Annotated in this window: 17 protein-coding genes and 1 tRNA gene; 6 read left to right on the top strand and 12 right to left on the bottom strand. The window is 57.8% G+C overall.

Translation table 11 applies throughout. The annotated features are described in order from the left end of the window. Positions 1–41: 41 nt before the first annotated feature. Positions 42–1,349 (bottom strand): serine hydroxymethyltransferase, encoded by a 1,308-nt coding sequence (glyA, locus tag GOW16_RS02875; protein ID WP_170410015.1) that lies wholly within the window; start codon positions 1,347–1,349, stop codon positions 42–44. A 97-nt stretch (positions 1,350–1,446) separates the two neighbouring features. On the opposite strand from glyA, the gene GOW16_RS02870 reads away from it, so the two are divergent. Continuing rightward, entirely contained in the window at positions 1,447–2,316 is an 870-nt protein-coding gene (locus GOW16_RS02870; RefSeq protein ID WP_170410013.1) for a LysR family transcriptional regulator, read from the top strand. 125 nt (positions 2,317–2,441) lie between these two features. On the opposite strand, the gene GOW16_RS02865 is transcribed toward GOW16_RS02870, so the two are convergent. The 7 genes from GOW16_RS02865 to GOW16_RS02835 all read right to left on the bottom strand — a co-directional run bounded on the left by GOW16_RS02865 (position 2,442) and on the right by GOW16_RS02835 (position 10,142). Further along, positions 2,442–2,518: transfer RNA gene (locus GOW16_RS02865), tRNA-Met, on the bottom strand. Between the two features lie 81 nt (positions 2,519–2,599). Next, positions 2,600–3,574 carry an alpha/beta fold hydrolase gene (locus tag GOW16_RS02860; RefSeq protein WP_170410011.1) on the bottom strand — a complete coding sequence of 325 codons (975 nt, stop codon included), beginning with the start codon at positions 3,572–3,574 and terminating at the stop codon, positions 2,600–2,602. A 4-nt stretch (positions 3,575–3,578) separates the two neighbouring features. Beyond that, entirely contained in the window at positions 3,579–5,048 is a 1,470-nt protein-coding gene (locus GOW16_RS02855) for a flavin-containing monooxygenase (RefSeq protein WP_170410009.1), read from the bottom strand. Positions 5,049–5,151: 103 nt separating this feature from the next. Beyond that, on the bottom strand, positions 5,152–7,572 hold the full coding sequence (locus GOW16_RS02850) for a GcvT family protein (RefSeq protein ID WP_170410007.1): 2,421 nt from the start codon (positions 7,570–7,572) through the stop codon (positions 5,152–5,154). A gap of 110 nt (positions 7,573–7,682) precedes the next feature. Further along, positions 7,683–7,922: a hypothetical protein gene (locus GOW16_RS02845; RefSeq protein WP_170410005.1), complete on the bottom strand. Its 240-nt coding sequence runs from the start codon at positions 7,920–7,922 to the stop codon at positions 7,683–7,685. A 59-nt stretch (positions 7,923–7,981) separates the two neighbouring features. Then, complete coding sequence (locus GOW16_RS02840) at positions 7,982–9,136, bottom strand: aromatic ring-hydroxylating oxygenase subunit alpha (protein WP_170410003.1); 1,155 nt, start codon at positions 9,134–9,136, stop codon at positions 7,982–7,984. Between the two features lie 100 nt (positions 9,137–9,236). Further along, the gene (locus GOW16_RS02835) at positions 9,237–10,142 is read right to left on the bottom strand and encodes a LysR substrate-binding domain-containing protein (RefSeq protein WP_170410001.1); all 906 of its coding nucleotides are present in this window, start codon (positions 10,140–10,142) and stop codon (positions 9,237–9,239) included. 556 nt (positions 10,143–10,698) lie between these two features. Here GOW16_RS02835 and GOW16_RS02830 point away from each other — a divergent pair. The 5 genes from GOW16_RS02830 (at position 10,699) to GOW16_RS02810 (ending at position 16,883) form a co-directional block, all read left to right on the top strand. Continuing rightward, a complete protein-coding gene (locus tag GOW16_RS02830; protein ID WP_170409999.1) occupies positions 10,699–12,525 on the top strand; it encodes a BCCT family transporter in 1,827 nt (608 codons plus the stop codon). A gap of 157 nt (positions 12,526–12,682) precedes the next feature. Further along, a complete protein-coding gene (locus GOW16_RS02825; protein WP_170409997.1) occupies positions 12,683–14,230 on the top strand; it encodes a trimethylamine methyltransferase family protein in 1,548 nt (515 codons plus the stop codon). A 75-nt stretch (positions 14,231–14,305) separates the two neighbouring features. Next, the gene (locus GOW16_RS02820; RefSeq protein ID WP_170409994.1) at positions 14,306–15,409 is read left to right on the top strand and encodes a mandelate racemase/muconate lactonizing enzyme family protein; all 1,104 of its coding nucleotides are present in this window, start codon (positions 14,306–14,308) and stop codon (positions 15,407–15,409) included. A gap of 11 nt (positions 15,410–15,420) precedes the next feature. After that, entirely contained in the window at positions 15,421–16,152 is a 732-nt protein-coding gene (locus GOW16_RS02815) for an SDR family NAD(P)-dependent oxidoreductase (protein WP_170409992.1), read from the top strand. Beyond that, positions 16,149–16,883 carry an SDR family NAD(P)-dependent oxidoreductase gene (locus GOW16_RS02810; RefSeq protein ID WP_170409990.1) on the top strand — a complete coding sequence of 245 codons (735 nt, stop codon included), beginning with the start codon at positions 16,149–16,151 and terminating at the stop codon, positions 16,881–16,883. The genes GOW16_RS02815 and GOW16_RS02810 overlap by 4 nt, the downstream gene beginning before the upstream one ends. A 4-nt stretch (positions 16,884–16,887) precedes the next feature. Here the strand turns inward: GOW16_RS02810 and GOW16_RS02805 are convergent, their stop codons facing one another. Genes GOW16_RS02805 through GOW16_RS02790 form a run of 4 tightly spaced genes read right to left on the bottom strand, consistent with a single transcriptional unit; the run spans position 16,888 to position 21,360 of the window. Beyond that, positions 16,888–18,228 (bottom strand): NAD(P)/FAD-dependent oxidoreductase, encoded by a 1,341-nt coding sequence (locus GOW16_RS02805; RefSeq protein WP_170409989.1) that lies wholly within the window; start codon positions 18,226–18,228, stop codon positions 16,888–16,890. Next, positions 18,225–19,721 (bottom strand): aldehyde dehydrogenase, encoded by a 1,497-nt coding sequence (locus tag GOW16_RS02800; RefSeq protein WP_170409987.1) that lies wholly within the window; start codon positions 19,719–19,721, stop codon positions 18,225–18,227. The genes GOW16_RS02805 and GOW16_RS02800 overlap by 4 nt, the downstream gene beginning before the upstream one ends. 3 nt (positions 19,722–19,724) lie before the next feature. Continuing rightward, positions 19,725–20,642, bottom strand: coding sequence for a dihydrodipicolinate synthase family protein (locus GOW16_RS02795; protein WP_170409985.1), 918 nt, complete (start codon positions 20,640–20,642; stop codon positions 19,725–19,727). A 7-nt stretch (positions 20,643–20,649) separates the two neighbouring features. Further along, positions 20,650–21,360, bottom strand: coding sequence for a GntR family transcriptional regulator (locus GOW16_RS02790; RefSeq protein WP_170409983.1), 711 nt, complete (start codon positions 21,358–21,360; stop codon positions 20,650–20,652). Between the last annotated feature and the right edge of the window lie 117 nt (positions 21,361–21,477).

Here is a 21,477-nt window from a genome sequence, read left to right as displayed (position 1 = left end):
CTGGTTGTCGGGTGCCGTCACGTGCGGCACCCGATGTGTTTTCAATGCACGAAATGTAAAGCGGAAAAATTACGCCGCCATTCACCGACCTCGGCCGCGATATCCACGCCCGCCAATCCAGAGGTTATCAACGCAGCCAACCGATCAGCGTCTTGTGACGTCACCCCCCATCGGACCAGTTCAGGCGTCCCGATCCGAAGACCATTCATGTCCCCCGCAACTTCGGGCACCGGTAGGCCAATTCCGCATGCAAGAAACCCAGCGCGGCGCAGCGTCTTGGATGCGGACTGTCCACCGCCATAGGGGTCTGCCAACACGGCAAATTGGTGAGAGTTGGTGAACCCTTCCCGACCGGCAAAGACCGGAACGCCATGTGCATCCAACCGTTCAGCGAGCGCTTGCGCCATCGCGATCATCTCGGCTGCGTATTGCGCGCCAAAGTCCCGCCAATCCAGCATCGTTACGGCCAGCGCAGCAGACTTGGCTGCGTCAAAGTTGGCCGTCATGCCCGGAAATGCGATCGCGTCGAGCTTTTCCGCAATTTCCGCATCGTTGGAGACGATCAGACCTCCGGCGGGTCCGCCCAGGCTTTTGTATGTGCTCATCGTCATGAAATGTGCGCCCTCGGCCAGAGGGTTGCGCCACGCTCTGCCTGCAATGATCCCGCATTGATGGGCAGCGTCGAACATGACTTTGGCTTCGATTTCGTCAGCGATCTGTCGGACCTCTGCTACGGGATGTTCGAACAGGTTCAGGCTGCCCCCAATGGTGATCAATTTGGGCCGTTCTTTCAGAGCCAGTGTGCGCAGCTGATCCAGGTTGACGGTAAAGCCGTCACCGTCCGTTGGCGCGTCAATAGTGCGCAGACCAAATAGACCGGCACATCCGGCAATGTGATGAGTGACGTGGCCGCCAATCGAGGCGGGCGGCGCGATGATAGTATCGCCAGGTTTGCAAGTCGCCATGAAGCCATAGAGGTTTGCAATTGCGCCCGACGGCACCCGGATTTCTGCGAATCTGGCATCAAAAACCTCAGCGCAGAGCTCGGCGGTAATCACTTCTATCTCTTCAATGGCCTCCAGCCCCATTTCATACTTGTCACCGGGGTACCCCAGCGACGGTCGGGATCCGATGCCGGAGGACAACAGGGCCTCTGCTCTTGGGTTCATCACGTTGGTTGCGGGGTTTAGATTGAAGCACTCTAGCTCGTGGATTTCGCGGTTTCGGGTCGCAAGGTCGTCGATCCGTTTGATCAGCTCATCTGACGTGGCCTGAGACGTCTTGGCGGCAATATCCTGAACACGGGTTTCGCAACGATCCGGGACCCAGTTTCGGGGTGTGATTGTCATGTATGTTACCTCCTGCTTGTCACCAGATTGAACAATCGGGGCGACATCGCAATTCAGAATTGCTATTTCTTGGCGTAGAAAAACTGAGTCTAAGGCAATGGCTGTTCTACCAAGACGCCCGAAAGGGCCACCGCTCAACGCACTCCGAGCTTTTGAGGCGGCCGCAAGACTGGGCGGCTTTGTCGCTGCCGCAGAGGAGTTGAGCGTCACGCCGGGCGCAATTTCGCAGCATATCAAAACTGTTGAAGCCTGGGCGGACCTGCCGCTGTTTCGGCGAAACGCGCAAGGGGTTGAGTTGACCGCTTCCGGGCGTGAACTGGCCGGTGAATTCACGCTGGCCTTCGATCACCTTGCGGCTGCTACACAGAATTTGCGGAACCTGAGCCCGAGTGTTGAGATCCATATCGCAGCATTGCCCTCGGTCGCGCAGCTTTGGCTGCCGGCGCGCTTGGGGCGGATTCGGAGTATTCGACCGGGTTTGAAGTTTTCGGTAACGGCCATGGAAACACCGCCCCGATTGTCGCGTGAATTGTTCGATCTTTCTGTGTTCATTGGCGAACCTGACGGAACCACCGATCAAATTGTTATCGCGCAGGACGTCATGTTCCCGGTTTGCGCGCCGGAACTGGCCGAGGGCTTCGACTATGAAACTACGCCATTGCTGCACGACCAGACATGGCATGACGATTGGCGGCGATGGTCTGAGGCTACCGGTACAAATGTCAGCGACCCCACCAAAGGGCCAAAATACTCGTTGTACGGTCTTGCGGTCGAAGAGGCAAAATCCGGGGCTGGTGCCTTGATGGCGCATGAGTGCCTGATTGAACATGCCCTAAAGGCCGGGCATTTGGTGCGAATGTCGGCACAGGTTTGCGCAACAGGCCGGGCGTTGCTGATGAACCTTCCGCACCCGTCACGGCGACGTCCGGAGTTGGATGAGATCGTCGAACTGCTGCGGGAAGGCTAGTTTTGCGAACCAGAGATCGTTTTCGATCTAAAAAGAGAACTAGGCTTTGTAAGAGTGGCTTCGATGAAAGAACACGACAAAGGCTTTGGCCGACGTGTGCAAAACAATGAGGTGATTGGGGATTTTGGTAGCGGAGGAGGGACTTGAACCCCCGACACGCGGATTATGATTCCGCTGCTCTAACCAACTGAGCTACTCCGCCATGAGTGAGAGGCGATTTAAGCGAGGGGCCCGGGCGGGTCAAGGGGGAAAACACTGCCGGACCGGGAATATTTTACTCCGGTCAATCTGCTCTGGCTGCTGGCTGCCGGTCGCTCCCCGCGGCATCAGCAATTCTATGAATAAAGGCCGCGCATGCATCGGGTGCGGTTATTGGAATCATGTGTCCCAGCGCCTCGATCTGTTCGTCGCTTAGTCCGAACCGGGTCATGGGGGCTCCGTTGGCAGTGGGTGAAAGAATAGCGTCCTGTGCGCCATACAGAATGCCTCCGGGTACAGACAGATCGGTATAGCGAGCCACCTGAGCTGCGATACTTTCATCGACCCCAACAACATCCTGCGAAGCGGTTATGAAGGCCGAAGGGCGCAACCCCAGCGCACCTCCTGCGCGATCCAGAAAATCGTCGGGCGCGGGTTCCGGATCAAATACAGCCCCCAGAGTATGCGGGGCGGTCTTGGCCGATATCGGAACGGCGATCGTATTGCCGATAAAGTTGCGCAACCACTCGGTGCGGATTTCCAGCGGTTTGAAGACTTGGGGCGTTGCTGGCAGCTTTTGCGTCAACGGGGCAAGCAGGGCGAGCGCCCCGGTTTTTTCAGGATTATCCAGTGCCATGGCCAGTGACACGGCTCCGCCCAAGGAGTGTCCGACCAAAACGGCATTTGAAATGCCTTTGGTGTCCAGAAATTCCTGAATCATGCGGGCCTGTTCCTGCAAACGCCCAAGATCGGCGGAATCGCGGGTTGAATAGCCACAGCCAGGACGGTCGACAGCGACGACGTGGTAGTCATCCGCCAGCAGATCCATCAAGGAATAGGTGAAGTGTTGCAACTGCCCGGCAAGCCCGTGGATCATGACGATTGATTGCTTGGCAGGGTCGCCCTTTTCAACATAGTGAATGCTGCCGCCCGTCACGTGGACGATTTCGCCAAGCTGCGGCACGCGTTCCAGCCCCTGTTGCGTTAGCCGTCGGGTCCACAGATTCATGCCGACAAAGAAACCGCCGACCAAAAGCACGATAATCAGGATCGTCGTCATCTCATTACTCTTTGCTTGTGAAAGGGGCAGGTCGGTATTGTTCCAGCCCGGATTGTGCCATGCGCTTTTCATACTCGGAAACGGTTCCGGGCCAAAGCGTCGTGTTCCGGCCTTGCGCATCCTGATACCATGAGGTGCACCCGCCAACCTGCCAAACGCTGCCTTCGTGCCGTTCGCGCATTTCCCGTTCGAAGGCGGCTTGTTTTTCTGCGCAAGGCATTACAGCCTTCAGCCCGTTGCGACCCATATGATCCAGCACCCGGCCGATGTGGAGAACCTGTGCCTCGATCATCAAGACGACCGAGTTGTGGCCAAGGCCGGTATGTGGCCCGAGAAGGATGAAGAAGTTCGGAAAGCCTGCGATGGAGGTGCCCAGATGCGCTTTCATTCCGTCCGCCCAGGCCTGCCGTAATGTCAGGCCATCGGAACCGGTAATGTCCAGACGCTCTACGACGTCTGTCACATGGAACCCCGTGCCCCATATCAGCATATCAGTTTGTATACGGCGCCCATCCGCTGAAACAATCTGATCACCCTCTATTGATGCGACACCGTTGGGGACCAACGTCACGTTTTCACGGGCCAGTGTCGGGTACCAATCGTTTGAGCTGAGGATACGTTTGCAGCCAATCCTGTAGTCCGGCGTCAGTTGCATACGCAGATCCGGGTCAGTGATCGCATTCTCCAGGGACCGCCGCCACATCTTCATGGCAAAGTTCACCATCCGCTTTTCGCCGCGGAACACGCGGTGCCGGAATTCGAATACCATGTAAATCAGTTTTCGGCGTGTACGAGGTAACAGCGGGATGCGACGGTACAGACGGCGCATCCAAGGCGGGATTGGGCCATCCGGGCGTGGCAGGACATAGGGTGCGCTGCGTTGAAACACGGTAACGTGGGCGGCGGTCTTGGCAATCTCCGGAACAAACTGGACAGCGGATGCACCTGTTCCCACGACCGCTATGCGTTTCCCGTCAAATGCTGCGTCGTGATCCCACTCGGCAGAGTGAAAGCAAGGCCCCGGAAAGCTGTCCGCCCCCGGAATATCGGGGATACTGGGCAGGTGCAGCGCACCTATGGCCGAGACCAGAAACCGTGCCGACCAGCGCTGCCCGCTTTCGGTTTCTACCTGCCAGCGAGTGCCGTCCCACCGGGCAGATTTTAGTTGCTGGCCGAAATGGCACAGATCGTAGATCCCCTCTTCGACGCAGACCTTTTTAAGGTAGGCCTGAATCTCGGCACCGCCCGCATACGCCCGGCTCCAGTCCGGGTTCAAATGCGTTGCCATGGAATAGAGATGCGAGGGGATATCGCAGGCGACGCCGGGATAGGTGTTTTCACGCCACGTTCCGCCGATATCCTCGGCTTTTTCAAGGATAGCAATGTCCTTGATGCCGCGTTTGTGGGCCTCGATCGCCATCGTCAGCCCAGAAAAACCCGCGCCGACGATAAGCATATCCGCTTGATGCTCCATGCGCCCGTCCCTCCCAAAACGACCGATATGGTTGGGTCGGACTATAGGCATTGGGAAATTTGTGAACAGCCTACCGTAGGGTCAAGGGCCGTTCACGCTTCCCTTAGCGGCGCAGTATTTCGCCTTTTGGGTCAAAGGGCGGCTCGGACATAATAGTCGCCTTGTGTGATCTTCCCAGCACCATCACTTCGACCGCGTCGCCTGGTTTGGCGCCGCTCACAAAGCCAAGCGCGAGGGACATCCCGACCGAATATCCGTAGGTCCCGGACGTCACGCGGCCGATCCCCTGACCATCCTTGAAGATCGGCTCTCCACCGGTCGCGTCCGCGTTCGATGCGGCCGTATCAGCCTCGTCCAGATGCAAAAGGACAAGCTGTTCGCGCGCGGGGTTTTGTAGCGCTGCTTCGGCTGCTGTCTTGTTCAAGAAGTCCTTGCCAAACTTACACAACCGGTCCAGCCCAACCTCATGCGGCCAGTATTCGGGGCTGTATTCGCGGCTCCACGACCCATACCCTTTTTCCACACGCAACGACATCAGCGCCCGGCTGCCGACAGGGCCTGCGCCGAATGCTCTGCCCGCCTCGATCAGCGCATCATACAGTGAGGCCTGATCTTCGGTCGCGCAATGCAGTTCCCACCCAAGATCACCGGTGAAGGATACGCGAAGCGCCAGTACTTCGATCCCGGCCAGCTCGATTTTCGCGGATCGCATGAAAGGAAAATCCTCGGTGGCCAGCGAGGTATTGGTGAGTCGCTGCAGGATCTCGCGAGACTTCGGGCCGGCAACGTTGAACCCGCACAGGGCCTCGGTCCGGCTTTCGAAGGTGGTGCCATCGGGCAAGGGGACCTGTCTGAAGAACCGTTTATGATACCTCTCGGCCATTCCAGATCCGATAATCCAGAATTCGTCCCCGGCCACACGGGTTACTGTGAAGTCCCCGGCTATGCCCCCGCGTTTCGAGATCAGAGGTGTCAGACAGGACCGACCGACCGACCTGGGCATGGTGTTGGCGAACACGGCGTTCAGCCAGTCTTCGGCCCCTGCACCCTTGCAGACGTATTTGGCAAAGTTCGAGATGTCGATAATCCCCGCGCGTTCGCGCAGCATCCGGCATTCCTCACCCACGGGTCCCCACCAGTTCTGACGGGTGAAGCCGTTTGTGTCTTTGGTTCCCGGCGTATCCGCGAACCACAAGGGGTGCTCCCACCCTGTGTTCAGACCGAACACCGCGCCCATTTGCGCTTGTGTGTCATAAATGGGGCGCGTGCGCGCTGGGCGGCCTGCACTGCGTTCTTCGTTCGGGAAATGGATGGCGAATCGATGTGCGTATTGGTCCTGAACGCGGGCCATGGTGAACTCTTTCGTCGCCCAGTCATCGAACCGAGCCATATCCCAGGCGAACATGTCGTATTGTGTTTCACCCTCGATGATCCATTGCGCCGCCATCAGGCCCATGCCACCGGATTGCGAAAAGCCGGGGATGATGCCGTTGCAGCAGAAGTACCCCTCCACCTCGGGCACTGGTCCCATCAGCACGTTGCTGTCGGGCGACCAGATCATCGGCCCATTTATGACCCGTTTGATTCCGGCCTCGCCCACGGCGGGCAGGCGTTCGATGGCGTTCATCATGTTCTCCTCGATCCTTTCCAGATCGTCGGCGAACAGGTCATGCGCGAAGTCCAGGGGCGTTCCGTCCTCGGCCCAGAACTTCATGTCTTTTTCATAGGCCCCGACCAGCAGGCCCTGACCTTCCTGTCGCAGGTAATACTCACCATCGCGGTCACTGACCGAGGGTAGGCGCGTGCCGTGCGCGGCCACGTCCGCCATGGTTTCGGTCACGAAATACTGATGCTCGGTCGGTTGTAGGGGCAGCTCAATTCCGGCCAATTTGGCGACTTCGCGCCCCCACAGACCGGCGGCATTGACGACCCAAGAGGTGCGGATATCGCCTTTGGGAGTTCTCACGATCCAGGTGCCATCTTCTTGTTGATCGGTCGCAGTGACCGGAGTGAAGCGATGAATCTCGGCCCCGCGTTGGCGCGCGCCCACCGCATAGGCATTGGTCACGCCCGACGGGTCCACGTTGCCGCCGTCGGGTTCATACATCACGCAGCGGATGCCATCGTAGTTGACCAGCGGGTTCAGGCGCTGTGCCTCTTCGATGCTGATCTCATAGAAGTTCATGCCATAAAGCTTGGCTTTGGCGGCCTGCAGCTTCAGCTGATGCTCACGCTCTTCGGTCTGTGCCAGATACAGAGAACCGGGCTGGAACACGCCGCAGCTTTGGCCGGTTTCTGCCTCAAGCTCTTTGTACAGGTTCATCGTATAGTGCTGAATTCGGCTGATATTGGTGCTGTCATGCAGCCCGTGGATGTTTGCCGCTGCATGCCAGGTCGAGCCGGATGTCAGCTCATCCCGTTCCAGCAGTATCACATCTGACCATCCCAGCTTGGTCAAATGATAAAGGATCGAGCACCCGATCACTCCGCCGCCAATCACAACCGCCTGTGCATTCGTTTTCATGAGCCTGCCGTATCAAAGTTGGTCCCGTGGCCATGTGTCATCATCGCGAAGGCACCGGCAACGGACATTAATTTCACGTTGGGTTGAGTGGAAATAATCTAAGGCTAAACTCAGAAGTCCAGCTTGTGCGCCCGGCCATATGCGACCAGTCGCTGGTTCAATGCATCAGCCTCGGTTGCGCCGGATTCCAGAGCGAAAACAAAGGCATGCGTCAGGTAGAAACAAGCCGCGTCGATGTCGTGCGCCGCCTCACGCTCATCCGCGGCCAACGTGTACAAACGGATCAGGTCTGCATGGTCACTGCGATCATGCGCGTCCAGCAAAAGGCGATCCAGTTCCTGTTTGTCCATGGGCGTGCCCTTCCACGGTCAACCGATCGGCCTTGCTGTGGCCGACCGGCCCAAAAAGGTTAGTCAGCGCGACCGTTTTCGACTTGTGTTGCGACCCAATGGTGGAAGTTATGCGTTGGCCCGTCCATCGCGGGTGAAAACCGTCCGCCGTCGAACAACATCCCGTGCCGTCCCTTCTGCATGCCTTCGACGACAAAGACATCCTCTTCGAATACGGTCTTCCATAGCTGCGCGTTCGAGGCGCGCAGACCGTCATGTTGGGGCGTGTCCTCGATGCTCTTTGCGTAATAGAGTTCGATGTGTTCGACGGTGTTTTCCTGATCCACCGGTTCCAGCACAATTGCAAAAGCGTGGTCACGCTGCACGCCCAGCAGAACGTTTGGATAAACCGCAATATACTCTGCGCCTTCGTTCCACTGGTCGCTGAGCCCCTCGAAATCAGGGAAGGTTGCGCCGTCCTGATCCGTCAACTGGCGATAGACCAATGTGCCTTGCCCGGAATACTGACCGCGCTCTTCGATGTTGTAGTGATCTTCCAACCGAGAATAGCTGTTCAGGCCGGGATGTACCCAGGGCAGGTGGTAGCTTTCGCAGTAGTTTTCGACCGCCAGTTTCCAGTTGGTCTTGACCTCAAGCTTGAACGAAGACGTCTCGCCCCCGTGAAAGACTGGTTGTTCGAACTCTTTCCACCGTTCCAGCAGGGCACCATGAACTTCTTCGAATTCGGGTGCATTGCCGTCCACATTCACAAAGATCACGTCGCGCCAAACATAAGAGCGGACGCGCATCAGGCCCAGGTCTTCGCGTTTGACATCCTGATGCTTGTTCTGACCCGGACCACCCACATGCGGAGTTGCGCGCAGCTCACCTTTCAGGCTGTAGCACCAGCTGTGATAAGGGCATCGGATTGCGCCGCCGATCTTGCGCGGGGTGTCCACCAGGATCATTCCGCGGTGGCGGCAGGTGTTCTGGAAAACACCAACTTCGCCATCTTTGTCCCGGACGATCAGCAGCGGCATGCCCAGAAAATCGACAGGCTTCGCGTCGCCTTCTTCGGGTACGTCCTTGCCGAACCCGATGCCGGACCAGTTGGCATACAGCACAGATCGTTTTTCTTCGTTGAAAACGGCCGGGTCGACATAGTGTTCGTTCGGCAGGCCATTTGCGACATTTACATCGGCCAGAACGGAAGACAGCGCGCTATGCTTGTTCATCGGGCTCTCCTGAGGTTTTGCTGGATGCTTTACTATCCCTATTGGCGGATCGAACCTTACAGTCTCAATATCAGAAAAGCTCATCAGTGAGTGATTTCACCTAAACCGAGCCTTCCTGAACCTCTTGAACGATCCAGTTCTTCAGGGCGCGGGCGCTTTCTGAAAGCTCTTCGTCCGGGCGTCCGACTAGGTAAAACTGGTTCGGCGCAGGCACTTGATGTGTGCCGATCGGAGCCAATTTGCCTGATTGCAACATTGGTTGGATAAGCCGCTGCCAACCCAGCGCCAATCCTGCACCTTTACGCGCAAGCTGCAGCGCGACTGAGTAGCTGTTGACACGGGATTCAACAGGAACATCGCCGTTGTATCCCAACTGCTGGAACCATTCCGGCCAGGTGGTCCACGTGCGGTCCTCTGAATCCAGATGGATCAAACGTTCAGCTGTCAGGTCTTCAAGTCCGGCATCCCCCAGCCTCTCTGCCATCTCGGGGCTTCCGACGGGAACAAGGTGGTCGCGAAACAACGGGGTATGCGACAGGTTGGGATCGCTATCCCGGCCATAGCGGATGAAAAAGTCGACGTCGGGCCGGTCACGAAAAGGTCGGTCCTGCGACAGCTGATCAACATTGACCTCGGGCATGTCCCGCCAGAACCGAATGACGGCTGGCGATAGCCACAACGCAGCAACTGCTGTTGTCGATCCCACGGTTACCTTTCCGGCGGTGGATCGGTCGCGGATCGTGCTCAGCGTTTTTGAGATACGCCCAAAGGATGAGGACAGCGCCTCGTAAAGAGCCTTGCCGTCTTCGGTCAGATCAACTCCGCGATGTTTACGCTGGAACAAAGGTGTGTCCAGATCGCCTTCAAGGGCCTTGATCTGGTGACTGACCGCGCCAGGTGTGACAGACAGTTCAACGGCGGCGTTCTTAAAGCTTAGGTGGCGGGCCGCGGCTTCAAAAGCCGACAGGGTTGTCAGCGGCGGCAGGTTGTAGTGGCGTCTGGACATGGTCGTTGGTGAATCGCTATTCGATTTAGTTTAGTTTTTGTCAACTCAGTTTTAGTTTTTTTGAAGGTGAAAGCTATAGCGCTCTGGCCGTTTTGATGTTTTTCTGACTCAAGATAGCGGCAGATGTCGTATTTTTCGTCAATGCGTCGGTTCTGGCCGAAACTAGATCGGAGTGCCAATATAGTCAGTTCTACCAACAAATGTCGTGTTTTGCAGGCTTTCTGAGCGGATTTTTCCGACGTCTCAAAGCGGGCCTGCGACCAAACGATGTCCCGAACTGACTGGCGGGAAAGACCAAAAGGGAACGTAAAGGAGGCATGGAACTCATTCCCGGTTGGTAAGACTGTGTATCGCCTGAATGGCCGTGCGTTGAATTCAATGCAACTCAGGCGGCGTGAAACAAAGCGGCTGTGCCGCATTTCCGAGATACGGAAACGAAACAAGAAAGAGTCGGCACGTCTGCTGCAACACCTTCACCTTTGTCCGAAACGGTTCGGTGTAAGGCGTAAAATGAGCAGACAGTTTCGCAATGGATACGACACGACGGAGGAGCAACATGTCGATACCCGAACCCTTTACGGATTTAGAGATAGAAACGGCGGATGCCGGTTTCTATGAAAACTACAGCGTGCCCATTGCGCTGATCAGTAAGGGCATCATGGTTGCCCTTGTGCTATGGGCGCTTGTCTTCCCGGCCAATGCCAACAGCACTCTTGGAAGCTGGAATGGCAAGCTTCTGGAAGTTTTCAACAGCTTCTACATCGTCATTGTCGGCCTGTTTGTCGTCTTCCTTGTAGTCGTGGCAGCCCTTCCATCGACCGGAAAGCGGATCATGGGAACGGCAGGTGAAAAGCCAGAGTTTTCGAACTTCTCCTGGTTCTCGATGATGTTTGGCGCGGGTCTGGGTGTCGGCCTGATGGTTTTTGCGACTGCTGAACCGCTGGGACTGTGGGGGTCAAACCCCGAGGTTGTAGGTGGTGCTGTTGCGGGCAACGATCCTGAATCCATTCAGTCGGCGTATCGGTATACCTTCCTGCATTATGGCTTCCATGCCTGGGCGATTTACGTGGTGACCGGCTTGTCGCTGGCCTACTACGCCTATACCCGTGACATGCCTCTGACTATTCGCGCGGCTCTGACTCCGCTGTTCGGGCGCCTGATGAATGGTTTCCTTGGCCACGTCGTTGACGTTCTGGGCGTTGTTGCAACGATCCTTGGTGTGTCCGTCACCATCGGATTTGGTGTCAGCCAGTTCATCGATGGTGTGTATGCGATCACCGGCATGGAATGGATCATGGATTTCGGTGGTGAAGTTCCCACCCCGAGCAAAGTTGGCCTGATCGCGGGTCTGGTTGTCATCATGGGCCTGTCGATCATCTCGGCGGTATCCGGTGTCGGACGTGGTGTTAAGTACCTGTCAAACCTGAACCTTGTCCTGTCGATCATTCTGCTGGCCACGTTTGTAATCTTTGGCTCGTTCGTCTTTGCCATGACCACCTATGGCACAGCCCTGGTTGATTACCTGCTGCACTTTCTGTCGCTCAGCTTTGGTGCATACGGTCCGCTGTCAACTGAGGCCTTCGCTGCAGCTCTGCCCGCGGAAGCACAGGCACATGCCGACGCTTTGATGGGTGGCGCAACCAACGCATGGGGCAGTTTTGATGGCTTCAAAAGCGGTCTCGAAGGTGCTGCGGCCGAACTGGGTGAGGACACTCTGGCAGCAGTCTATGCCGCGGGTGAGCAAGGTCGTCAGTTCGGCTGGCAAGCCGGCTGGACCACGTTCTATTGGGCATGGTGGATCGCGTTCTCACCGTTTGTTGGTCTGTTCCTGGCGCGCATCTCCAAGGGTCGTTCCGTACGCGAGTTCATTCTGGGCTGCGTGTTCGCGCCGGCGCTGGTGTGCTTCGCGTGGATGACCATCCTGGGCGGTACTGCGATTGATCTGGAGCTGGCCGGTGCCGCAGAAGGTGCGATCATCGGTGCATCGAACACCAACAAACTGTTCGTGACACTGTCCTACATGATCGACGGTGGGCTGCTGTCCATGCTGAACGTCATGTGTGTGATCCTGATCATGACCTTCCTGGTGACCTCTGCGGACTCGGGTATTCTGGTTATGAACACCATCATGTCCGGTGGTAGCCAGGAAACCGGCATCAAGCATCGCATCATCTGGGGTGTTATCCTGACCGCTGTGATCGGTGCTCTGATCCTGGCGGCAGGCGAGAACAATCCGATGGACGCGCTGCGTAACGCAATGATCATCGGTGCGTTGCCCTTTACCATGGTTATGGGGCTGATGATGGTGTCCCTGGCAAAGGCGCTCTACCGTGACGGTCGGCGTGACAAGCACACGGACGCTAGCACGCAGGCTGCTGAATAAGCATTGGCCCAAGTGACAAAACAGGCGCCGCCCCAGCCGGGGCGGCGTTATTCGTTTTGGGTTGCCGGTGTCGCTTCCTGCAAGCAGATATCGCAATCAGTGAGGTACACCACCGCCGAATCCGCCAGTCTGGTTAGCAAGATTGGAGGATTGTCCCGTGAACATTCGTACTTCGACGCGCTCGGGCGGACGCTCTGCCCGTCGCGCCCTGCGCACCGCCCCGAACTTTGAAATGCTGCCCGGCCTGACCCGAGGCATTCCCTTGTGCGAAGTGATGGACGGCACTCAGGTTGAACGCATCGACAATGCCTCGATGGACATACTTGAGAATGTCGGCGTTCAGTTCCGTGACCCCATTGCGCTTGAAGACTGGAAGAAGGCCGGTGCCAAAGTCGACGGCGAACTGGTCTATTTGGACCGGGGACTGGTCCGAGAGTTGATTGCAACAATCCCCAGCGATTTCACCTATTACGCGCGGGATCCGAAAAAGAACGTGCGGCTGGGCGGAAGGCATTCCATTTTTGTACCGATGACCGGTGCGCCTTTCTTGCGCGATCTTGATGATGTTCGTCGGAACCCGACGCTGGACGATCTGGCGATGTTCCACAAGCTCAGCCACATGATGCCTGCGTTGCATTCTTCGGCCCATCATATCGTGGAACCCTACGACCATCCGATCAGTCAACGGCACCTGCGCATTACCTATTCGTCGATGAAGTATTCCGACAAAACGTTCATGGGGATGACGACCTCGCCCAAAAACGCCAAGGATGTGATGGACATGTGTGCCATCCTGTTCGGAGAGGAGTTCCTTGAGGATCATCCGGTCACTACAGGCAATTGCAATGGAAACTCACCGTTGGTCTGGGACGAAACCATGCTGGGTGCGATGCGAGCCTTCTGTCGTCGCAATCAGCCGGTCTTGTGCTCGCCCTTCGTGTTGGGTGGGGCAAACACACCCGCATCTGTGCCAGCTACTGTCGCCCAGTTGAATGCCGAGGCGCTGAGTGCGCTGGCCTACACACAGGTCATTCGCAAAGGCGCACCGGCGATCTATGGCCACTACCTTTCGACCGTCTCGATGAAGTCCGGTGCTCCGATGGCGGGTACGCCTGAGATCAGCTTGATGAATTTCATGATTGGCCAGATGGCACGTTATTATGATGTGCCTTGGCGTACGTCCAACACGCTGGGCGGGGCCAAAACCTTTGACGCTCAGGCTGGGTATGAATCCGCCACAACCTTGCAGGCGGTCATGCATGCTGGTGCCAACTATGTCTGGCATTCGGCTGGGTGGAACGAGGCCGGGATGCACTGTTCCGTCGCCAAGTTCATCGTTGACGCCGAACAATGCGCCATGGCCTATCGTATGGCCGAGGGGCCAAAATGGAATGATTTTGATCAGGCTCTTGCAGCAGTGCCCGATGTCGGACCCGGCGGGCACTATCTGGGTCATCCCCACACGCAGGACAATTTCCAAAATGCGTTTTTCATGCCCGAGATGTTCGACAACAACTCGATCGAACAATGGCAGGCCGAAGGCAGCGTCGAAATCACAGAGCGCGCTCTGAACCGTGCGCGCGCATTGCTGGCTGAGTATGAAGAACCCAAACTGGACGAGGCGAAAAACGAGGCATTGCTGGATTACATCGCTCGGCGCGAGCGCGAGATCCCGGCAGCTGATGAGTTGAACCAGAGTTACTAGGATCATCTCCCCGAGACTTGCCCGCCCGACAACAGGGCGGGTTTTTTCCTTTCAAGACACGACGGAATATCTGCAGTGAAAATTACCGAAATTCACATCTATAGCCACGATCTGCCGGTCAAGAACGGCCCATATACAATGGCCAACGCCGAGGTTTGGGCGCTGGACTCCACACTGGTCAAGTTGGTGGCTGACAACGGATTGGTCGGATGGGGAGAGACTTGCCCGGTTGGCCCCACGTATGCCGAGGCACACGCCGCTGGTGCGCGTGCCGCTCTGGCCCAAATGGCAAATGGGTTGCTAGGCGCCGAGGTTTCGCTGCTGGGGCTGCACCGTCGGATGGATGGTCATCTAAACGGCCACAACTATGCCAAAGCGGCCATCGACATTGCAGCGCATGACCTGCTGGGCAAGCATTTTGGGGTCAGCGTTTCGGAACTGCTCGGCGGTGCCGAAGTGGACAAGGTTCCGTCGTATTATGCAACAGGGGTTGGGGCGCCGGACGATATCGCCACTCTGGCCAAGGAAAAACTGGCAGAGGGCTATCTGCGACTGCAAATCAAGGTTGGCGGCCGACCGGTCGAGGTTGATATCGAAACCATCCGCAAAGTGTGGGAAGTCATCGGCGGATCCGGTATGCGCCTAGCTGTGGACGGAAACCGAGGCTGGACAACACGCGATGCGCTACGTGTCAGCCGCGAATGCCCGGACATCCCGTTTGTCATGGAACAGCCCTGTAACACGATCGAAGATCTGCAAAAGATCCGCTCTCAGGTGAGCCATGCAATCTACATGGATGAAAGCAGCACCAGCCTGAACACCGCCGTCACAGCGGCTGGCACAGGCTTGGTGGATGGGTTCGGCATGAAAGTCACCCGTATCGGTGGTCTGCACCCGATGCGCGCGTTCCGCGACCTGTGCGAGGCGCGCAACCTGCCCCATACTTGCGATGACAGTTGGGGCGGTGACATCATCGCCGCTGCCTGCACGCATATCGGCGCGACAGTTCGGCCTGATCTGTTAGAGGGCGTCTGGCTGGCTGCACCGTACATCGAAGGCAATTACGACTCTGAGAATGGAATCCGCGTTGAGGGCGGCCATATTCGGGTTCCGACCGGTCCGGGGCTGGGTGTCGTGCCAGATGAAAACCGTTTTGGCGCAGCGGTCGCGTCTTTCTGATGGAACATGTCATGGAATTTGCAGGAAAATCGGCCTTGGTGACGGGTGCTGCTGGGGGGATCGGAATCTCACTGGTGCGCCGCTTGCGTGCTGCTGGCGCGCGGGTTGCCGTTGCGGACCGCTTGACTGAAGGGATCGAGGCTGAGGCGCATCTGGCTGGCGATCTGCTGGATCCGGTCTATACCGATGCACTGCCGCAAAGGGCGGCAGATGCGCTGGGCGGGCTGGATATTGTCGTCAACAACGCAGGCGTCATCACGCGCGGCGCGGTTACCGAGACCACCGATCAGGACATGGCGTTGTCGATGGGTGTGAATGTCGAGGCTCCGTTCCGCATTTGTCGCGCCGCGATCCCGATCATGGCGTCAGCCGGGGGTGGGACCATTGTTAACACGGCCTCCTGTTGGGGATTACGGCCCGGTCCCAAGCACGCAGTCTATTGCATGACAAAGGCGGCCATCGCGTCTTTGACCCAATGCATGGGGATGGATCACGCCCATCAGGGTATCCGCATTAACGCCGTTTGCCCGAACGAGGTAAACACCCCGATGCTGCGATCCGGGTTTGCCAAACGCGGTTTCGATCCGGATACAGCGGTGGCCGAACTTGGCCAGACCGTTCCTTTGGGGCGCATTGCCGAGCCTGAGGATATCGCGGATGTAATCCTGTTTCTGGCGTCGGACGCATCACGTTATGTTTGTGGTGCGTTGCTCGAAGTGAACGGAGGCAAACCCGTATCATGACCCGATTTGGAGACAAAACCGCTCTGGTCACAGGCGGGCGTAGTGGCATTGGCCGGGCCATCGCTGAGCGGCTGCACAACGATGGCGCTCGGGTGTTCACGGCACAACGCGGCACGGACCCGGATTACGAGGGGATCAAGGCGGATTTCAGCAATCCAGACAGCCCGCAATCTGTGATCGATCACGTCATCGGGCGGGCAGGGCGCTTGGACATCCTCGTAAACAACGCGGGTATGATGCAGGAAGCCTCGGTCGAAGAGATGAGCCCGGAAGACTGGCAGCGCAATCTGACGGTTAATCTTACGGCCCCGTTCTTGCTGATAAAGGCGGCATTGCCCCACCTGAGGCAGGTGCAAGGGAACATCGTCAACATCGGCTCAATCGAAGGGCTGGGCAGCAATCCTGGGCACGCCGCGTATTGCGCAACCAAAGCCGGCCTGCATGGTCTGACGAGCGCAGTGGCTGTCGATCACGGTGCGGATGGCATCCGATGTAACGCCGTAGCCCCAGGGTGGATCGACACCGAGCTGAACATGGGTTTCGTCGAGGCGCAGCCGGACCCAAGTGCGTTTCGCCGCGACATCGGCCGTATCCACCCGATGGCCCGAACCGGACGCCCTGACGAAGTTGCCGCTCTGGTCGCGTTTTTGGCGTCAGATGACGCCAGCTTTATCACCGGACAGGTTTACACGGTGGACGGAGGGCGCATGACCAAACTCAGCCTTCCCTGACCGGTCATTCCTTGCCCGAGCGCCATTCTTTCCAGATCAGGTAGCTGTTCGCCCCAAGTGCCGCGAACGGCTCGGGTGGAAGGCGCGGTGGCATCGGTTGGGCAAGGAAATGGTCGGCGATCTCTGAGCCCCCGTTTGCAATCAAATCGGCGACGCCCATGCCCTGCAGGGTGCCGCGCGCGATGCCCAGACCGTTCTGGCAGCAAGCTGAGAAAACGCCGCTCTCCAGTTCCCCGAACGCCGCCGAACCGTTCCGGCTGAGGCACAGCATACCGGCCCAGCGGTGCTCCATCCGAACGTCGGGCAAATGCGGGAACCGTTCCCGGAACTTCCGGTCATGCACCCAGCCCGCATTGCGCAAACGCATCGGGCTGGTTTCAATCGTTGGATGAAAGCTGGAGCAGGAGCGGATCAGAATCCGGTCACCGTAACTGCCCGAGACCCTTCGGACCGAGGTGCCCATCGGATCAGCCGGAGTGACCGACCAGCGGGCCTGACCACCCAATGTCTTGATCTGCCCCGGTGTCAGAGGTTCTGTTATCGATGCATAGAGGCAGATGTGCATTAACCTGCGTTGGTAGAAGCCAAAGCTCTCCAGGTGGCCATTATTCGCCAGAATGATACGTCCCGTGGCCACCTGCGCCTCTGGCGTTTTCACCAACCAACCCGACCCCTGTTTTTCAAAAGCGATTACCGGGGAGTTTTCGAATAGATCGACCTGCGACGATAGATGGGAGGACAGAGCTCGGACATATCCTGCGGGCTGAATCATCACCGTGCCCGGCGCGTAAAGACCCGATCTGTAATGCGGGCTGCCGGTAATCTCCTGCATCTGCTGACGATCATAGAGCGTGCAGGGTTCCCCCAATCGTTTCAGATGCGCGGCAAATTCGCGATTGTGCTTGTCGCCGCTGCCAGTGGCGGCCGCGTTGAACTTGCCGCAGGGATCGAACATCTCATCAGACAGGCGACAATCTTGGGCAACGTCCGTCGCGAAAGCGATGGCGCGGCGGTTCAGGGCGATGGTCGCCCGGTCTGCTTCAAGCCCGTCACCGGCGTAATTGTCGGACGCCAGATCGTGCGGCAGATCAATCATGAAGCCTGAATTGCGTCCGGCGGACCCTTCGGCAAAGCGACCGGCTTCCAGCAGAACGACCTTAAGCGTTGGCTCAAGCTGACGCAGCCTGCGCGCGGCGCTGAGCCCTACAAAACCGCCACCGACAATGGTGATGTCCGCGTTGGTGCTTTGCTCCAGCTTTGGCAGAGGTGTCTGAGGCGGCAGGATGGCATTCCACCCCGCCGAACCTGTCTGCCGGGGAAGGCGTTTTGCTGTATACGCCGTCAATCGATCGCCTCATCCGCATCGTCAGCCAGATCAATCCAGATTGTTTTTAGTTGGGTGTACTGGTCATGGGCATGCACCGAGTTATCGCGCCCGCCAAAGCCTGATTGTTTGTAGCCACCGAATGGTGTCGTGATATCACCCTCGCCAAAGCTGTTGACCGTGACGGTTCCCGCCCGGATCGCCCGCGCGCCGCGAATGGCACGTTTGGCGTTGGCTGTGAAGATAGATGCGCAGAGGCCATAATCGGTGTCATTGGCGATCTTGATGGCTTCGTCAAAGCCCGAGACTTCGATTACCGACAGGACCGGGCCAAAGATTTCCTCACGTGCCAGCGTATCGTTGTTGCCCGGAACCTCGACCACTGTGGCTTCGACAAAGCCTTTGTCAGCTTTGCCGCCGATCACCACGTTCTTGGCCTGACCCAGATAGCCGCAGACCTTGTTGTAATGGCTTTCGCTGACCAACGCGCCCATGCGGGTTTCCGGGTTCAGGGGATCGCCGATATTCCACTGTTTGGCGTGATGCTCGATACGCTCCAGCAGTTCCGCCTTCACATCCTTGTGCACGATCAGACGGGAACTGGCGGAGCAGTTCTCACCCATATTCCAGAACGCGCCATTGACCACTTGCGCGGCCACCCGATCCAGGTTCTCGGCGTCGTTCATCACGATGGCGGGGTTCTTGCCGCCCATCTCCAGCACGACTTCCTTGGCGTTGCTTTCTGCCGAGTAGGTCAGGAAACGCTTGCCCGTGACAGTCGAGCCGGTAAAGGACACCATGTCGATATCCATATGACGCCCGATAGGTTCGCCGACCTCGGCCCCGCCGCCCGGAACGATGTTCAGAACGCCGCGCGGCAGACCCGCCTCCATCGCCAGTTCGGCCAGACGCAAGGCGGTCAGCGAGGTTTCCGCCGCCGGTTTCACCACCACCGAACAGCCCGCCGCCAGAGCAGGCCCGATCTTCCACGCCAGCATCAGCAACGGGAAGTTCCACGGCAGCACCAGTCCGACAACACCAATCGGTTCGCGCACCACCATGGCGATGTGATCGTCGCTGGCGGGTGAAACCTGATCGTAGATCTTGTCGATTGCTTCGGCGTGCCATTTCAGGCAGTGGATCGTTTCAGGCACGTCCACGGTTTCGCAGTCATAGATGGTTTTGCCGCTGTCGATGCTCTCCATCACCGCCAGTTCCCGGGCGTTGCGGGTTATCAGCTTGCACAGGCGGATTAGTACGTCTTTGCGGTCCGAGGGGTGCAGTTTCGACCACCGTCCATCATCAAACGCTTCGCGCGCTTTCTCGACCGCGAAATCGACATCCGCCGCGGCGCAAGCCGCGATATCGGCAAGTTTTTCACCCGTTGCGGGATTCACTGTTTCGAAAGTCTCGCCCGAGATCGCCGGGCGGAACGCGCCGTCAATGAAGGCCCCGGTTGGAAAGGTCAGGTCCGCGGCGATGGATTTATATTCGTCCTGTGTCAGCAATTCCATGCCTTAGCCCTCCGCCACGATATCTGCGATTGTCTTTTTCAACACGCGCGTCACCTGTTCCAGCGCGCGCTTGTCGTCCTTGTTCAAACCTTTCAGCGGAGGCCGCATCGCACCTGCATCAATCCCGTTCATATTGACACCATGCTTGATGGTCTGGATGAACTTGCCGCCCTGTTCCAGCACTCGCATCAACGGCATCATAGCGCTCATGATCCGACGGCCCTTGGTGAAATCTCCTTCGACCACGCAGGCCTGGTACAAGGCGACATGTTCGGCTGGCAGAAAGTTGGACCCGCCGCACACCCAGAACGGCGCACCCCAGGCAAAGAACTCCAACGCCTGATCGTCCATGCCGCAACCCAGCTGGATATGCGGATAGTCCCGCGCCAGCAGGTGCACCCGGTTGATATCGCCTGAGCTTTCCTTGATGCCGCAAAAGTTCCGGCTGCGACCCACGCGGTCAAGGAACTCCTCGCCCATCATAGTACCAGTGCGGTGCGGGTAGTTGTACAGCATCACCGGCAGGTCTGCGGCCTTGTCGATGGCCAGCGCGTTCAGCGCGTTTTCCCGGTCGGTTGGTACAGAATAGGGAGGGCTGGCCAGCAAGATTGCATCGGCACCGACCTCTCGCGCGCCAGAGGCCAGCGCGATTGAATCCGGTGTCAGCATCGCTCCGGTTCCGACGACCAGAGGCAACCGGCCTTTCAACTGCTTATGGGTGAAAGTGGCCAATTCCAGCCGTTCTTCCACGGTCTGAGCATAATTCTCGCCCGTCGATCCGCCCGAGATCATCCCGTGCACGCCGTTTTCGATCAGGTATTCGATCACCTGCGCCAGAGCGTCCCAATTCACGCTGCCATCAGCGTGGTAGGGTGTGACGACAGGGGTGTAGATCCCCTCAAATCTGAAAATTGGGTTCATTCCGTCCTCATGCGGGTTTCGAAAGGGGCGGGATGCCCATCGGGACATCCAGCGCGTCGGGCATCACGTACATCTCGATCTGATCGCGTGACAGATTCCAGTGATCTTCCGCCAACTGGGCCGCGGCGCCATCATCGCGGGACTCTATTGCCGCGATGATCGCGTCATGCTGCTGACTGGCCAGCGACAGGTTCCCCGACATCTCAGCCGTCTTTGGGCGGTAGAACGTCATTCCAATCCGCGCATGGTCGATCAGTAGCCGGTTGAACGACGGCAGTAAGTAAACATTGCCCGACATCTCTCCGGTCACATCGTGAAAGCGGTTGTTGGTCAGTGCGCGATCTTCGGCAGATCCGGACCGCAACGCGGCCTTGAACCCTTGCTGCGCATCTTTCAGGTCTTCAATTTGTGTTTTGGTTGCATTCAGGGCGGCTAATCGCAGGATTGCGCTATACACCATCGGCGCAGCCAGAAAGAAGTCGCGCAGCGTGGTATAAGACATCTCGGACACCCTGGCGCTGCGATTGGTGCGCAGGTCCAGATAGCCTTCACCAGCCAATTGCCGGAACACTTCGCGCAATGGTGTGCGGGACAGGCCGAAAACGTCGGACAGATGCGCCTCGTCCAGATCTGTGCCCGGCTGAAGGCGCAGCGTCAGGATCGAAACCTTCAGATGCTCCATCAACTCGGCTTTCCGGGTTTTGGCGTCCTCTTTCATCCGTTCCTCCAGCGGTCGCCGCGCGAATCGTACAAATTATTTGTTTTGTTCTGTGTATTCGAACAAAATACAACTTGTATACAGAAAAAAATCGTGCAGCATAAACCGTCGACCACG

Source organism: Ruegeria atlantica (genome assembly GCF_013033965.1).
GTDB classification, from domain to species: Bacteria; Pseudomonadota; Alphaproteobacteria; order Rhodobacterales; family Rhodobacteraceae; genus Ruegeria; species Ruegeria atlantica_D.
The sequence above is the reverse complement of the archived record's forward strand: the minus strand, read 5'-3'. Positions and strand labels throughout refer to the sequence as shown.